The organism is Actinoplanes sp. NPDC051494 (genome assembly GCF_044454705.1).
Classification (GTDB): Bacteria; Actinomycetota; Actinomycetes; order Mycobacteriales; family Micromonosporaceae; genus Actinoplanes.
On the sequence record NZ_JBITDZ010000003.1, the window covers coordinates 667,539 to 683,477 of the forward strand.

The window sequence follows — 15,939 nt, forward strand, 5'->3', positions numbered from 1 at the left end:
TCAGCTTAGGGGCCGCTGCCAGAGCGCGTCGCCCTCCGGAGCGGCCGGAGCGGCCGGAGCGGCCGGAGCGGCCGGAGCGGCCGGAGCGGCCGGAGCGATCGGAGCGACCGGGTCGGCGGCACCAGGATCGGCCACCGTGGACGTGACGAGCGGTGCGGGGCCGCGGGCGTGCCGGGCCCGCACGGACAGCTGCTCGGCGAGCCACCACGCCTCCGCGACGTCACGGTCCTTGGCCACCCCGGACAGTCCGCCGGCCGTGTCCGCGTACACCGTCGCGAGCCGGAGCAGGCGCTGCACCGGACCCTGGATCACCCGGACGCTCTGTAGCCGCGCGTACGGCACGAGTGTCATCTCCCGGGTCAGCAGCCCGGACCGGGACACGAACACCTCGGCGGTCAGCCCCACGCCGTACGACCGCAATGCGATCGGATGCAGCCACCTGGCCCGGGCCGGCGGCGGCGCGGTCGGCACCGCGCCCACGTCGACGCCGGGCAGCACCTCCCAGACCAGCATCCGGCCCACCTCGAACGCGCCCACCGGCAGCAACCGGTCCGAGCGCTTGTCGTCGCCACCGGCCTGGGGACCGGACAACCCGGCGATGTCGAGCCGCAGGTGCAGCCAGCCCTGCATGCGCCACAGCAGCGGCCAGGTCACCCCGATCGCCTGCACCCGGTTCAGCGGCACGATCTGGCTGCGCGTCTCGACCAGCCCGAACCGCACCGCGAGCCGCCCGTCCGGATCGCGGGCCAGCCGGAAGTCCCAGTCCTGCAGGACCCGCCGCACCGGCTGCAGGAGCACGCCGGCCATCGCGGTCACCGTGCTGGCGATGCCGATGAACGTCCACGACCCCTCGAGCACGAACTGCATGACGACGAACGCGACACCGACCGGCAGCAGGAACGCCTGCGGGGTGAGCAGCTGGCTGATCACCAGGTCCCGGTTGCGGACCCGGAAGAGCGGACGTTCCAGGGCGGCCGGTCCGGCGTCGTCGCCCGGCGCGGCCTCGGCGGCGGCCCGGGCTCCGGACCCGGGGGTACGGCCGGCAAGCGCGAGCAGGCGTTCCCGCAGAGCGCCGGCTTCCTTGACCGTGAGGTAGGCCAGCGGCGCCTCGGTCTTGCCCCCGCCGACCACCTCCAGGCGCAGCTCGGCCAGCCCGGTGAGCTGGGCGAGCAACGGCCGGCGCACCTCGACGGCCTGCAACCGGTCGAGCGGGATGGCCCGGTTCCGGCGCCAGAGCAGGCCGTCCTGGATCCGCAGTTCCCGCCCGACGACGTGGTATCCGGTGTTCAGCCACCCGATGACCGCGAAGATCACCACCCCGACCGCGAGCACGGCCACGACCAGCGCGAACTTCTCCGCACCCAGTTGCGAGAACGTCTGCCAGCTCAGCGCGGCGACGATGACGGCGATCGACTTGGCCCCGGTCAGCAGCGGACTGAGCGGATGCAGCCGCCGCCGCGGCTCCCCGCCGGTCTCGTCACCGGGGAGCTCACCCGGCTGGGGCTGGTCCGGCTGGGGCTGGGCCGGGTCCGGCTGGGGGTGGGTGTCGGCGGCGGTCACAGGCCTTCGGCCCGGTCCTCGCCCAGGGCGGTCAGGCGGTCGCGCAGGCGGGCCGCCTCCTGCGGCGGCAAGCCGGGGATCTTGGCGTCGCTGGCCGCCGACGCCGTGTGCAGCTGGACGGTCGCGAGTTTGAACGCCCGCTCCAGCGGCCCGGCGGTCACGTCCACGAACTGCATCCGCGCGTACGGCACGATCGACAGCCGGCGGACCACCAGCCCGTGCCGGACGAGCAGGTCGTTGTCGCGTTCGGCATAGCCCCAGGCCCGGACCGCCCGGAACGTCACCACCGAGCGCCAGGCCCAGGCGGCGATCTCCAGCGCGACCGCGGTGGGCCAGAGCCAGTGCCCCTGCAGCACCCAGCCGGCGCAGAGCCCGATGAGCACGACGACCGCCCACGACGCGCGGCTGATCAGTTCCACAGTGATCAGGCTCCGTGACACCGGCCGCCAGTCGACGGTGTCGGGCCACGGCTCCAGCGCATCGATGGGTACGCCCTGCTGGGTCACGCCGGATTGGTCGCTCACCCCCTGAAGATTAGGGGGTGGGACGGAACGCGGTCACCTCGCGCAGGAAACCCCGGAGCTCCAGGAACTGCCCGAGGGTCTCGCGGTGCTGCTCACAGGCCAGCCAGGTCTTCCGGTACGCGGCATCGTGCAGCTTGGGATTGTTCCACCGCAGGGCCCACCGGGCGGCCGAGCGGCAGCGCTTGGCGGAACACTGCACGGCCGGCTCGTCGTCCACCCGCAGAACCCTACCGACCGGGGTGATCCGGCCCGACGCGCCCGGGGTGTGGAACGGATTCGGATTTCCACCACGGTCTTTCCGGGGACCGGGCGGAAGTTCCTCGCGCGCTCGAAGGAAGCCGGTCCTGAGCTGCGGAGAAGAGAAGTTTGAGCGCCGGGCGACCACGGGGGAAGTCGCCCGGCGACGGGGTGAATGTTACACCGGTGATCCGGGCATTCGTCTACCCGCTCGAGGTGCCCGTCCGTGCTCATCGCGCAGAAAGATCGACATGTTCGTAGTCTTGCCGTCGGCGCGTAATGCGGCACTGCCGGACTGCTCCCAGCCCGGTCGTGTAAGTCTTGAGCGTCGGCATGCGCGCCGACGCGCCCGCGAAGTGCACACGCTGTTGGAGGACCGGTGGCCGAGCCGACCACGCCCGAAGGTACGACCAGCACGTCCGCGCCGGTGCCCCCCGCGCAGGACGCCACGCAGCTCGAACGGGCCATGTTCGAGGTGAAACGGGTGATCGTCGGGCAGGACCGGATGATCGAGCGGATGTTCGTCGCCCTGCTCGCCCGGGGTCACGTCCTGCTCGAGGGTGTCCCCGGTGTGGCCAAGACGCTCGCGGTGGAGACCCTGGCCAAGGTGGTCGGCGGCACGTACTCCCGGGTGCAGTTCACCCCCGACCTGGTCCCCGCCGACATCGTGGGCACCCGGATCTACCGCCAGTCGAGCGAGAAGTTCGACGTCGAGCTGGGCCCGGTGTTCGTCAACTTCCTGCTCGCCGACGAGATCAACCGCGCGCCCGCCAAGGTCCAGTCGGCGCTGCTGGAGGTCATGGCCGAGCACCAGGTGTCGATCGGCGGCGAGAGCCACCGGGTCCCCGACCCGTTCCTGGTCATGGCCACCCAGAACCCGATCGAGCAGGAGGGTGTCTACCCGCTGCCGGAGGCCCAGCGCGACCGGTTCCTCATGAAGATCATCGTCGGCTACCCGACGGATGCCGAGGAGCGCGAGATCGTCTACCGGATGGGCGTCAGCGCCCCCGAGCCGAAGCCGATCTTCAACGCCGAGGACCTGCTCAACCTCCAGCGCCGGGCCGACCAGGTCTTCGTGCACAACGCACTGGTCGACTACACGGTCCGCCTGGTCCTCGCCACCCGCGCCCCGGCCCAGCACGGCATGCCGGACGTCGCCCAGCTCATCCAGTACGGCGCCAGCCCCCGGGCCTCGCTCGGCATCGTCCGCGCGACCCGGGCGCTGGCCCTGCTCCGCGGCCGCGACTACGCGTTGCCCCAGGACGTGCAGGACATCGCCCCGGACATCCTGCGGCACCGTCTGGTGCTCAGCTACGACGCCCTGGCCGACGACGTCCCGGCCGACCACATCGTCGGCCGCATCATGGCCAGCGTCCCGATGCCCTCGGTCTCGCCCCGCCAGGACGCCGCCGCGACCAACGGCCACAACGGTCCGAGCCCGAACGGCGGCCCCGCTCAGCACACCGGACCCGGTCAGCACGGCCCGGGCTATCCCGCCCAGGTCTCGGGGGTGCCGGCCCCCGCGAGCGGCGCCCCGTTCGGCGCCCGCCCGGCCCAGCCCGGTCAGCCCCAGCCCGGTCAGCCCCAGCCGTTCCCGATGGGGCCGGCTCAGCAGCCACCGGCCGCCCAGCAGCCGTCCTGGCCGGGCCAGCAGTGACGGTCGGCCAGTGACCACAGAGCCGGTATCCAACGGCCCGGTATCCACTGGCCCGGCGCCGACCGGGCCGGGGTCGACCGGGCCGGCGCCGACCGGGCCGGGGTCTGGGGCGGCTGGTGGTGTCGCGCAGCACAGTGGGCGGACCACTGAGCTCCCGCCGCCGATCACGGGCGCGGGCACGGCTCGGGCCGAGGTGGTGCTCTCGCGGCTGCAGCTGCTCGTCACCCGCAAGCTCGACGGGCTCCTGCAGGGTGACTACGCGGGCCTGCTGCCCGGGCCCGGCAGCGAGGCGGGGGAGAGCCGCGAGTACCGTCCCGGCGACGACGTGCGCCGGATGGACTGGCAGGTCACCGCTCGCACCACCAAGCCGCACGTGCGGCGCACCATCGCCGATCGGGAGCTCGAGACGTGGATGGCGCTCGACCTGTCGGCGAGCCTCGATTTCGGCACCGCCAGGTATCTGAAGAGCGACCTGGTGCTGGCCGCGGCGACCGCCATGGCGCACCTGACCGTGCGGGGTGGCAACCGGATCGGCGCGGTCGTCGGGACCGGGCCGGACCGGCCGGTGCGCGAGCATCGGGGCGCGTTCTGGAAGCGTCGCAAGGCCCCGGCCGCCACCGCGCCCGAGCACCCCTCGGTGGTACGGATGCCGGCGCGCCCCGGGCGTAAGGAAGCTCAGGGACTGCTGCGGGCGGTGGCCCGTACCGAGATCAGGCCCGGACGTGCCGACCTGGGTGAGCTGATCGATCTGCTGAACCGGCCGCCGCGCCGTCGTGGGGTGGCGGTGGTCGTCTCCGATTTCCTGGCGCCGGTCGACGTCTGGTCGCGGCCGATCCGCAAGCTCGGGGTGCGGCACGACGTGCTGGCCATCGAGGTGGTCGACCCGCGCGAGCTGGAGTTGCCCGATGTCGGCGTGCTCACCCTCGCGGACCCGGAGACCGGCGCGTTGCACGAGGTGCAGACCAGCGACCCTAAGCTGAGGGAAGGGTACGCGGAGGCGGCCGGCCGGCAACGTGGCGAGATCGCGCGCGCGTTGCGGGCGGCCGGAGCCGCGCACCTGCGCCTGCGCACCGATTCCGACTGGCTGCTGGACATGGTCCGCTTCGTGGCCGCCCAACGACACGCTCGCACCCGGGGGACCACCCGATGATCCGTTTTCTGCAGCCGTGGTGGCTGCTCGTCGTCCTGCCCGTGCTGCTGGTGGCGGCCGCCTACATCTGGCGGCAGTTCCGCAAACGGCACTATGCGATGAAGTTCACCAACGTCGACCTGCTGCGCACGCTCGCCCCGAAGGGCCTGGGCTGGCGCCGGCACGTGTCGGCGGCCGCGTTCCTGCTCAGCCTGTTCATCCTGGCGCTGGGCATGGCCCGTCCGTCGATCGACCGGGAGGAGCCGCTCGAACGCGCCACGGTCATGCTGGCGATCGACGTCTCGCTGTCGATGGAGGCCGACGACGTCGCCCCGAACCGGATCGAGGCGGCCCAGGAAGCGGCCAAGGCGTTCGTGCAGGAACTGCCCCCGACGTACAACCTGGGTCTGGTCTCGTTCGCCAAGTCGGCGAACGTCCTGGTCTCCCCGACGAAGGAGCGCGGGGACGTGCTCGCCGGCATCGACGGGCTGACCCTCGCGGAGGCCACGGCCACCGGTGAGGCGGTGTTCACGTCCCTCGACGCGATCCGTTCGGTGCCGTCCGACGGTGCCGACGGCGCCCCGCCGGCCCGGATCGTGCTGTTGTCGGACGGGTACCGCACGTCGGGCCGCTCCATCGAGGACGCGGGTGCGGCGGCGGAGGCGGCGAACGTGCCGGTCTCCACGATCGCTTTCGGCACCGACACCGGCATCGTGGACATCCGCGGCGTGCTGCAACGGGTGCCGGTGGACCGGCTCTCCTTGCAGCAGCTCGCGGAGAAGACGAAGGGGTATTTCTACGAGGCGGCGTCGGTCAGTGAGCTGAAGCAGGTCTACGAGGACATGGGAAGCTCGATCGGCCACCGGGTCGAACCCCGTGAGATCACCCAGTGGTACGCGGGGACGGCGCTGCTGTTCGGCATCGCGGCCGCCGCGTGGAGCATGGTGTGGACGTCCCGCCTGCCCTGACCGGCGGCGGTGCGGTCAGGGGTTGTTGTGGACCAGGACGAACACCACGACAACCCAGGCGGCGGCGAGGGTGAAGCTGAGCGGAGCGACAAATCGGTTCATGTCAGTGACTTTCCGTGAGGTGCGTACGGAGAAAGTTGCGCATGAGGAAGTCGCGACCGGCACTGTCTGCAACGTCGCGGCGCGGCGCGACGACACCCGGCATGAGCGCCAGGAGCGCGTGCCAGGGTGGGGCAGAGAGTGGGTGAGCGGTGTCAGCGGGTCAGAACCCAGCCTGCGGCGGGTCAGAGCGACTGACGGGCGGCCCGGCCACGACTAGGAGGATCGCTATCTCGCACAGCGATCACCTCCGTCGGTAGTAGGCCGTCTGGAACCGAGTGAGACAGTACTCCTTAAGCGCCATTTAAGAAATTCGGGCTACCTGTGGCGTCCCCCACGCGGGTGAGCTGCCGCGGCCGGCGATGTCGGCACCCAGCCGCCGCCGTCCGGCTCGAGAGCCGGTGTGCCCGCGGCGGGCGCCGGTGGGTTCAGGTCCGACCGCCCAGCGCCCAGGACGCCGACAGCGCTGACCGGATAATCACCCAGGGTGACGAGGGTGATCAACAGGGCGCCACCACCTAGCGTGACCCCCTGTGGGGGTGGGCCTGGCGGCGGCTCACGGTGATCCGGTCCGGCGGCGAGCCGGCGCGGCGGCGCCGGTGTGACGCGGACCGTGCCGGGTATCAGCTACTCGCAGGTAACGCCTAGTCTGCGAGCGATCCGTCGTGACTTCCCGGCGGACGTCCCGACAGCAAGGAGCAGCGCGTTGGCCCGCACCGTCCTGGTGACCGGAGGAAACCGTGGCATCGGCCTCGCGATCGCGCAGGCCTTCGCCGAGCAGGGGGACCGCGTGGCGGTCACGCACCGTGGCTCCGGCGCCCCTGAAGGCCTGTTCGGTGTGCAGTGCGACATCACCGACCCGGCGGCTGTCGATGCCGCGTTCACCACGGTGGAGAAGGAGCTCGGCCCGGTCGAGGTGCTCGTCGCGAACGCCGGCATCACCGACGACACGCTGCTGCTCCGGATGTCCGAGGAGCAGTTCACCCGGGTACTCGACACCAACCTGACCGGCTCGTTCCGGGTCGCCAAGCGGGCCAGCTCCAAGATGCTGCGCGCGAAATGGGGCCGGATCGTCTTCATCTCGTCGGTGGTCGGCCTGTACGGCGGTCCCGGTCAGGTGAACTACGCGGCGAGCAAGGCCGGCCTGGTCGGCATGGCCCGTTCGATCACCCGTGAGCTGGGCAGCCGTAACATCACCGCGAACGTGGTGGCGCCGGGGTTCATCGAGACCGAGATGACCGAGGTGCTGTCCGACGCGCGCAAGGCCGAGATCCTCAAGGCGATCCCGGCCGGGCGGCTCGCGACGCCGCGGGAAGTGGCCGACACGGTCACGTTCCTGGCCGGCGACGGAGCGGCGTACATCTCCGGCGCGGTCATCCCGGTCGACGGCGGTCTCGGTATGGGTCACTGAACAACAATGGGAGAGAATCAGTTGTCTGGATTGCTGGCCGGTAAGCGGCTGCTCATCACCGGCATCATCACCGACGCGTCGATCGCGTTCTCGGTGGCGAAGATCGCCCAGGAGAACGGCGCCGAGGTCGTGCTGACCGGCTTCGGCCGGCTGTCGCTGGTCGAGCGGATCGCCAAGCGGCTACCGAAGCCGGCCCCGGTGATCGAGCTGGACGTGACCGATCCCGAGCACCTGGCGTCGCTCGAGGGCAAGGTCCGCGAGCACGTCGACGGTCTCGACGGCGTGGTGCACTCGATCGCGTTCGGGCCGCAGAGCGTGCTCGGTGGCGAGTTCCTCAACGCCGGCTGGGAGGACGTGGCCAAGGCGTTGCAGGTGTCCACGTTCTCGTACAAGTCGCTGGCAACCGCGTGCCTGCCGCTGATGAGCAGCGGCGGCAGTGTCGTGGGCCTGACGTTCGACGCCACCAAGGCGTGGCCGGTCTACGACTGGATGGGCGTCGCGAAGGCCGGCCTCGAGTCGGCGTCGCGCTACCTCGCGCTGCACCTGGGCAAGCAGGGCATCCGCAGCAACCTGGTGTCGGCCGGCCCGCTGCGCACGATGGCGGCCAAGTCGATCCCCGGGTTCGTGCAGTTCGAGGACGCGTGGGCCGAGCGGGCGCCGCTCGGCTGGGACCTCTCGGACCAGGAGCCGACCGCGCGGGCGATCTGCGCGCTGCTGTCGGACTGGTTCCCGGCCACCACCGGCGAGATCATCCACGTCGACGGCGGGTATCACGCGCTCGGTGCCTGACGGGCATGCTGGAGGGCCTCCGGGCCCTCCAGTAAATGTCTGACAAGCGAGGTTTATTCGGAAACGAAAGATCTTTCGCTTTTCCGGGTTTAGCGTCGCGTCGTGGCGCATATGCGAGTGTTTCGTGACGACAAGTCGGGACAGACCCGCCGTACGGCGGTCTTCACCGCGGTACTGCTCGCTCTCGCGCTGGTGGGTCCGCCCAGCGCTGCCAAGGCGGCCCCGGTGGACGTCCGGACCACCGCCCAGGGGCTGAGGTCCAATCTCACGCTGGTCGTGCCGATCAACGGCCTGACCACGACGCAGTCCACCTGGCAGCAGGGGCAGGCGGTGAACACCCAGGACACGGCGAACGTCGGTGTCCCCGGGGTGCTGAGCACCGGCACCATCACCGCGAGCAGCGGCCCCGACGGCGACGGCGGCAAGTCCTCCGCCCGGGTCGAGAACCTCGGCGCACTCGGCGGGAGCACTCTCGGGGCGGACGCGGTGACCACGTCCTGCTCGATGACGCCCACCGCCGTCACCGGTGGCGCCGACGTCGCGAACCTCAAAGTGCTCAACAACCCGGTCAACCCCGGGGTCGGCGTCAACATCAACGCGCCCGGCGTGCTCACCGGCGTCGCCAACAAGCAGACCGCCACGTACAACACGACGTCGGGGCGACTGCTCTTCACCGTCCACGGGCTCGACCTGCAACTGCTCGGCGGAACGGGCCTCGCCAGCGGGACCGTCGTGGTGGCCGAGTCGACGTGCTCCGGCGTGGTCAGGTTCGGCGCCGTCGACACGAACGCCAGGACGCTGGTTCCCGGCGCGAGCGGCACCCCGACCGTCACCGTCACGAACGCCGGTGAGGTCGCCGCCCCGAACACCGTCATCACGATCCCGGCCCCGCCGTTGGGGTACACGCTGGACGAGGTCACCACGACCGGCGGCGGCACCTGCTCGACGGCGAGCTCGACCCAGATCCGGTGCAGCGGGGTGACCGTGCCGGGTGGCGGCTCGGCCGTCGTCTCCCTGCCGGTGCGCCTCGCCGCCAACGCCGCGGGCGCGGGCAACTGGTCGCCGGCGGCCGGCACCATCACCGCCGTCAGCACGCCGTTCCCGTCGGTGGACACCACGACGATCTCGGTCAGCGGCTCGGGCCGGCTGGTCACCGTCGGCACCCCGCAGAGCACCGGCGCCACCATCACCGTCACGGAGATGTCGCTGCCGGCCGGCAAGACCGCCCAGACGCCGATCACGGTGACCAACGCCGGCCCGTCCGACGCGACCACCACCGTGACCGTGCCGCTGGCCGGGCGCCCCGACGGCGTCTCGATCGTGAGCGCCGCCGTGGGCAGTGCCCCCTGCACGGTCACCTCCAGCACGATCACCTGCTCCGGGGTCACCGTCCCGGCCGGCGGCCGGACCGAGGTCACCGTCAAGGCCGCCGCGACCACCACCACGCCGGTCGGCACCTCATGGAGCCTGGCCGGGATCACCGCCACCGTGAACGGGTTCGCCGCCACCGGTGCGGGCAAGCTGCTCACGGTCAGCGACCCGGACGTGAACCTCAACGGCGGGGTGTCGATCATCCGGGTGACCGCCACGCCCGGCGGCCCCGCGGCCACCGCCCGGGTCCGGGTCGCCAACGCCGGGATCACCGCCGGCACCGGCACCACCGTGACGATCCCGGCACCGCCCGCCGGCTACACCGTGGGGACCGTGACCACGACCGGCGGCGGCACCTGCACCAGCGGCCCGGCCAGCGTGTACTGCAGCGGGGTGACCGTGCCGCCGATGGGCTCGGTGACTGTGAACGTGCCGGTGACCCTGGCGTCGAGCGTGACGGCGAACTGGGTCACCGTCCCCGGCACCCCGGTCAGCGCGACCAGCGCCGACTCCACCGGGCAGACCTCCGGGACGCTGGTCACCGCCGCGCCACGGTGGACGTTCTCCATCGATGCGACCGGGCCGGCGCCACGGACCGTACGCCCGGGGCAGAGCACGACCATGAACGTCACGGTGACCAACGACGGCCCGTCCGACGCGACCCAGCAGGTGTTCACCGTGCTGGCGCCCCGCTCGACCACGTTCGGCACGCTCACCGGCACCGCGCTGCAGCGCTGCACGGTCACCGGGCCGGCGTCGCTGCGCTGCACCGCAACCCTGGCCGCCGGCGCCGATCTGGACCTCGTGCTGCCGCTGAACGTCTCGGCCCAGGCCGACCCGGCCACCCCGCTCGACGGCGGGTGCGTCAGCTTCGACGGGGACGCCGACTGCTCCGGCCCGGACGACGAGGGACTGCCCGCGATCCAGCTGAACGCCCCGCTGAGCGGCCGGCTGGCCCCGAGCCCGACGCTGGTCCCGGTCACCGTCACGCCGGGGCTCAGCGGCGTCGCCCGGGTCCGGCTGGCGTCCAGCCAGGACGAGACCGGCCTGACGGTGACCGTGCCGACCGGCGGCCTGCCCGACGGCTTCCGGGTCACGCTGGCCACCACGACCGCGTCCGGCGGGTCCTGCACGATCGGCGCGACCGCGGTGTCCTGCACCGGTCTGAACCTGACCGCGAGCCAGCAGCGGGAGGTCGCGCTGACCGTCACGCTCGGCTCCGGCGTGCTGCCGCCGGCGACGTGGACCCCGACCGGTGTCACCGTCTCCGACGGCGCCGAACAGGTCAGCCGCAGCGGTGACCTGGCGATCGCCGGTGACCCGGTGGTCGACCTCGACGCCGTGGTCACCGGGCCGCCCGACAACACCGTGCAGCCCGGCGGCACGACCCAGCTCACGCTGGTGGTCTCCAACGGCGGGCCCTCGGACGCGAAGCGGGCGACGTTCGCCGTGCTCGCCCCGAACGGCGCGACGTTCGGGACGTTCGGGACGCCGGCTGCCACGTACTGCACGCTGCCGACGCCGGCCCGGGCCGAGTGCACCGCGGACATCGTCGCCGGCGGGCGTACCCCGAACCTGGTCCTGCCGTTGATCGTGTCCCCGAACGCGGACCCGTTCACCCCGCTCGACGGCGGTTGCGTCGACATCGACGGCACGCCCGGCTGCGGCCCGGACGACGAGCCGATCGACCCGATCCTGCTCCAGGTGCCGTTCGACCGGCAGGTATCGGTGGACTCGACCACGGCGACGGTGACCCCGGGCCGGCAGGACACCGCGACCGTCACGGTCACCGCCACGCACGGCGACCTGACCGGCGTCTCCGTGGCCGTGCCGCTGGGCGGTCTGCCCACCGGGCTGACGGTCGTCGCACGCTCCAGTTCCAACGGCGGCGCCTGCACCCAGAGCACCACCGAGGTGCGCTGCACCGGCCTGAGCATCACCGACGGCACGACCGCGACGGTCTCGCTCGGCGTCGCCGCGACGCCGGCGACCCCGCAGGGTACGGCCTGGACCGCGGCCGGCATCACGGTCGCCCGCAACACCCAGTCGGTGACCGCCCGGGCCCGCCTCGCCGTGGTGGGACCGCCGGTGTACGACCTCGACGTGAACGTGACCCCGCCGGCCGGCCCGCTGGAACCGGGCGGCACCGGGAACGTCGACGTCACCATCCGCAACCTCGGCCCGTCGGACGCCGACGACGAGACGATCAGCGTGCTCGCCCCGGACGGCGCCACGTTCGGCCCGCTGACCACGCCCACCTCGGGCTTCTGCCGGGTGGTCACGCCGACCCGGGTGACCTGCACGTTCGACCTGCCGGTGTCGGCACCCCCGATCTCGCTGCGGCTGCCGATCGTGGTCTCGCCGGGCGCCGACCCGGGCCAGCCGCTCGACGGCGGCTGTGTCGACCGCGACGACAACGGCGTCTGCGACGACACCACCGACGAGCCGATCCCGGACATCCCGCTGGCCACGCCGTTCGACCGTCAGGTCGACATCAGCACGAACCCGGCCCGGATCACCCCGGGCACCACCGGCAACGCGACGGTGCTGCTCTCGGCGAGCCCGGCGCAGACGAACCTGACCGTCACGATCCCGCTGGACGACAAGCCGGCCCAGATGACGCTCGGCCTGACGACCGCGTCCTCCGGCTCGTGCCTGCCCACGCCGCAGAACACGATCAGGTGTACGGGCGTCAACGTGCCCGCCACGGGCGCGACCATCACCATCCCGGTGACCGTGCAGAGCGGCGTCCAGGGTGTCCTGGTCTGGTCGACCCGGGCGATCGTGGCCACCAACACCAGCGGCGACCGGGCCACCGGCGCGGGCCTGCTGGTGCGCACCGGCGACCCGCAGTACACGCTGAACGCGGTCGTCCAGGGGCCGCAGCCGGGCACGGTGCTGCCGGGCGACACCACCACGATGCGGGTGACGCTCACCAACACCGGACCGTCCACCGCCACCAACGCGCTGGTCACCCTCAGGGCGCCGGTGGGTACGGCGTTCGGCACGCTGACCGCACCGATGTCGAACGCGTGCACGCGGGCAGCGGCCACCCGGATCAGCTGCTCGGTGACCCTGGGCCTCGCCCCGGCGAACATCGTCTGGGACGTCCCGATCGTGGTGCCCGGCAACGCCGACCCGCAGCAGGCGCTCACCGGCGGCTGCCTCGACCTCGACGGTGACGCGGTGTGCGGCGGGCCCCCGGACCGGATGATGCCCGACATCACGCTCGCGACCCCGCTGGGCCGGGTGGCGGCGATCAGCGCCACCAACACCCCGGTCGTGCCCGGGCGCACGGCGACCACCACGGTCACGGTCGCCCTGAGCCAGGCCCGCGACGGCCTGCGGGTGACGATCCCGCGCGCCGCGCTGCCGGCCGGGGTGACCACCACCGGGATCACGGTCACCGGGGGGACCTGCACGACGGCCGACGACGCGTACACCTGTGGTGACTTCACCGTCGCGGCCGGCGGAAGCATCGCCCTGCGGATCGCGCTCGCCGCGACCGGAGCGGCCGTCCCGGGTGCCGTCTGGGCCCCGGCGGTGACCGTGACCCGCGGTGCCGAGTCGCTGAACCGCTCGGTGGCCGCCGCGACCGTCGCCTCGGCCGACGCCCCGCTCACCGTCACGGTGGTCGGCCCGGCGCCCGGCACCGTCCAGCCCGGAGGCACCGGCGACGTGACCGTCACGGTCACCAACCCGGGACCGTCCGACGCCCGCAACGCCCGGCTCATCTTCCGGGCGCCGACCGGGACCACGTTCGCGGCGCTCAGCTCCACCGTCGCCACGTTCTGCACCCGGTCGTCGGCCACCCGGGTGGACTGCACCCTGGACGTCGCGGCCGGTACGAACCGCCAGTTCGTCCTGCAGATCCTGGTGCCGCCGACCGCGGACCCGGACGAGCCGGTCGGCGGCGGCTGCGTCGACACCAACCGCGACGGCGTGTGCACGACCCCGCCGGACAACCCGATCCCGGACATCGACCTGGGCTCGCCGCTGACCGGTTCGCTGGCCGTGACCACCCGGACCGGGACCGCGACGCCGGGCCTCGGCGCCACCGGCTACGTCGTGGTGACCGCCCAGCGGGCCGCCGCCGGCCTGACCGTCTCGGTGCCGCTGACCGAGCTGCCGGACGGCTTCACGGTGACGTCGGCGACCGGCCCGGCCGGCTCGTCCTGTCAGGTGCAGGTCATCCAGATCCTCTGCACCGGGGTCTCGCTCACGGCCGGCGCCAACCAGGCGGTCACGATCGTCGCCGGCACCGCGTCGCGGCTGCTCGCCGGCGTCAGCTGGACCCCGGCCGCGATCCGGATCACCCGGGGCACCGAGAGCGCCCAGGGCAGCGGCACGATCATCACCACCGGCACGCCTGTCCCGGCCGTGCAGGTGGCGCTGACCGGGCCCACCGGTGCCATCCGGGTCGGCACCACCGTGACGGCGACCGCCACGGTCACCAACACCGGCCCGTCGGACGCCGTCCGCGCCGTCGCCACCGTCGTGGCGCCGACCCAGACCACGTTCGGCAACCTCTCCGGCCAGGCCGCGGCGGACTGTGTCGTGGTCAGCACGACGCGCCTGACCTGCACGTTCGACCAGGCGGTGGGCGCGGCCGCCCGGGTGTGGCTGCTGCCGCTGGTGATCCCGGCGACCGCCGACACGAGCCAGCCCGCGACCGGCGGCTGTGTCACCGTGTACGGCGTCAGCACCTGCCTGAGCGACCTCTTCGGGGACTTCGCGCTGTACCAGCCGCTGCGCAACACCGCGACGATCACCACCGCGCCGGTGGAGGTCACGCCAGGCGACTCCGGGTCGCCCGCGGTGACCGTGGCCGACACCAGCATCCGCGACGGGTTGAGCCTGGTCGTGCCGCTGGAGACGCTGCCGACCGGCTTCTCGGTGGCCGGCGCCGACGCGGTGTCGACCGACGGGGACAACGCGTCGGGCACCTGCCGGGTGCAGACCGCCCAGGTGAGTTGCACGGGCATGTCCGTCGAGGCCGGTTCGATCACCGTGACGCTGGAGGTCGCCGTGGCGGACTCGGTGGCCGACACCGCCAAGTGGACGGCCACCAACATCACCCTGACCGACGACGACAGCACCACCGACCAGCTCATCACCTCGGGGGTGCTCGTCACCACCGGCGGGACCACCGACACCGTGACGACGACGTTCGGCACGCCGACGGTGAACCCGGCGGCACCCGGACAGCGCACGATCCTGCCGATCAAGCTCAGCAACCCGGGGCCGAACGCGGCGAACCCGCACGTCATGACGCTCAAGGTGCCCAGGGGCCTGACCCCGGGATCGCCGCTGCCCGGCGACTGTGTCTGGGACGAGGCGAGCAACGTGGTCACCTGCACGCGGACGCTGGAGGTGGGGGACGAGTACTCGTACAAGATGCCGTTCGTGGTGGGCCGCACGGTCGCCGTCGGCACGGCCATCACCGGGGGCTGCCTCGACGCCGAACCGGCCAACAACACCTGCTCCGACGCCGACGACCAGGCGCTGCCGGCGATCTCGGTGGTGGCCTCCCGCGTCGACCTGGAGCTGGGCGTCAAGCGCAAGACCACCACCGCCCGGGCCGGGGGGACGGTGCTGCTCAAGCTGCCGTACAGCAACAACGGCTCGCAGACCGCGAGCGGGATCGTGTTCACCATCGACCCGCCCACCGGGGTGAACCTCGAACGGGCCCGGGTCCTGCTGGACGCGTCCGCGGACAGTGCCGCGCTGGTGCGGGCGGCGGCGGACGGCGAGCTCGCCGAGATCGACTGCATCCCGGACGAGACCGGCGACGAGAACACCGTGGTCTGCGACGGCCCGGACGCGGTGGTCGGGGCGACCAGCGAGCTGTGGCTCACGATGCGGATCACCTCGGCGGCCAGAAAGGGCGTCCAGCCGGTGCACGTGACGATCAGCACGACCAGCGCCGAGGGCAATGTAATCAACAACACGATCGATGCTCTGCTCGACATCGGCGGTACGACCACCAACACGCCGCAGGACAACTCCGACGACGGTCCCAAGGTGGTGGACAACCTGCCCAAGACCGGTCAGAACCTGATCGGCATGGTCGCGCTGTCGGTGATGTTGCTGGTCTCAGGCGTGATGCTGCGGGTCGGTGCCCGCCGCAAACCGGCCCGCCGGAGCGAGTGACGGCGGGCCGACATCAGGGGTGCGTGGGCGCCACCGGGCCG

9 protein-coding genes are annotated in these 15,939 nt (G+C 72.4%); 6 read left to right on the plus strand and 3 right to left on the minus strand.

From position 1 onward, the window contains the following. Genes ACIA6A_RS15625 through ACIA6A_RS15635 form a run of 3 tightly spaced genes read right to left on the minus strand, consistent with a single transcriptional unit; the run spans position 1 to position 2,301 of the window. Positions 1 to 1,560: a PH domain-containing protein gene (locus tag ACIA6A_RS15625; protein ID WP_396098296.1), complete on the minus strand. Its 1,560-nt coding sequence runs from the start codon at positions 1,558 to 1,560 to the stop codon at positions 1 to 3. Beyond that, positions 1,557 to 2,084, minus strand: coding sequence for a PH domain-containing protein (locus ACIA6A_RS15630; RefSeq protein WP_396098297.1), 528 nt, complete (start codon positions 2,082 to 2,084; stop codon positions 1,557 to 1,559). Before ACIA6A_RS15630 ends, ACIA6A_RS15625 begins: the two co-directional genes overlap by 4 nt. A gap of 10 nt (positions 2,085 to 2,094) precedes the next feature. Then, positions 2,095 to 2,301: a hypothetical protein gene (locus ACIA6A_RS15635; RefSeq protein ID WP_396098299.1), complete on the minus strand. Its 207-nt coding sequence runs from the start codon at positions 2,299 to 2,301 to the stop codon at positions 2,095 to 2,097. A gap of 399 nt (positions 2,302 to 2,700) precedes the next feature. On the opposite strand from ACIA6A_RS15635, the gene ACIA6A_RS15640 reads away from it, so the two are divergent. The 6 genes from ACIA6A_RS15640 to ACIA6A_RS15665 all read left to right on the plus strand — a co-directional run bounded on the left by ACIA6A_RS15640 (position 2,701) and on the right by ACIA6A_RS15665 (position 15,898). After that, positions 2,701 to 3,978, plus strand: a complete 1,278-nt coding sequence (locus ACIA6A_RS15640) for an AAA family ATPase (RefSeq protein WP_396098300.1) — start codon at positions 2,701 to 2,703, stop codon at positions 3,976 to 3,978. Positions 3,979 to 4,174: 196 nt separating this feature from the next. Then, entirely contained in the window at positions 4,175 to 5,128 is a 954-nt protein-coding gene (locus ACIA6A_RS15645; RefSeq protein ID WP_396098301.1) for a DUF58 domain-containing protein, read from the plus strand. Beyond that, positions 5,125 to 6,075: a VWA domain-containing protein gene (locus ACIA6A_RS15650; protein ID WP_396098303.1), complete on the plus strand. Its 951-nt coding sequence runs from the start codon at positions 5,125 to 5,127 to the stop codon at positions 6,073 to 6,075. The genes ACIA6A_RS15645 and ACIA6A_RS15650 overlap by 4 nt, the downstream gene beginning before the upstream one ends. A gap of 805 nt (positions 6,076 to 6,880) precedes the next feature. Continuing rightward, complete coding sequence (locus ACIA6A_RS15655) at positions 6,881 to 7,585, plus strand: beta-ketoacyl-ACP reductase (protein ID WP_396098304.1); 705 nt, start codon at positions 6,881 to 6,883, stop codon at positions 7,583 to 7,585. Positions 7,586 to 7,606: 21 nt separating this feature from the next. Next, the gene (gene fabI, locus ACIA6A_RS15660; RefSeq protein WP_396098305.1) at positions 7,607 to 8,374 is read left to right on the plus strand and encodes an enoyl-ACP reductase FabI; all 768 of its coding nucleotides are present in this window, start codon (positions 7,607 to 7,609) and stop codon (positions 8,372 to 8,374) included. 111 nt (positions 8,375 to 8,485) lie between these two features. Beyond that, complete coding sequence (locus ACIA6A_RS15665; protein ID WP_396098306.1) at positions 8,486 to 15,898, plus strand: hypothetical protein; 7,413 nt, start codon at positions 8,486 to 8,488, stop codon at positions 15,896 to 15,898. Positions 15,899 to 15,939: the final 41 nt, after the last annotated feature.

Bases quoted from the DNA above. Each gene is read 5' to 3' on its own strand.
- ACIA6A_RS15650 (WP_396098303.1), top strand. From the start codon at position 5,125: ATGATCCGTTTTCTGCAGCCGTGGTGGCTGCTCGTCGTCCTGCCCGTG.
- ACIA6A_RS15665 (WP_396098306.1), top strand. From the start codon at position 8,486: ATGCGAGTGTTTCGTGACGACAAGTCGGGACAGACCCGCCGTACGGCG.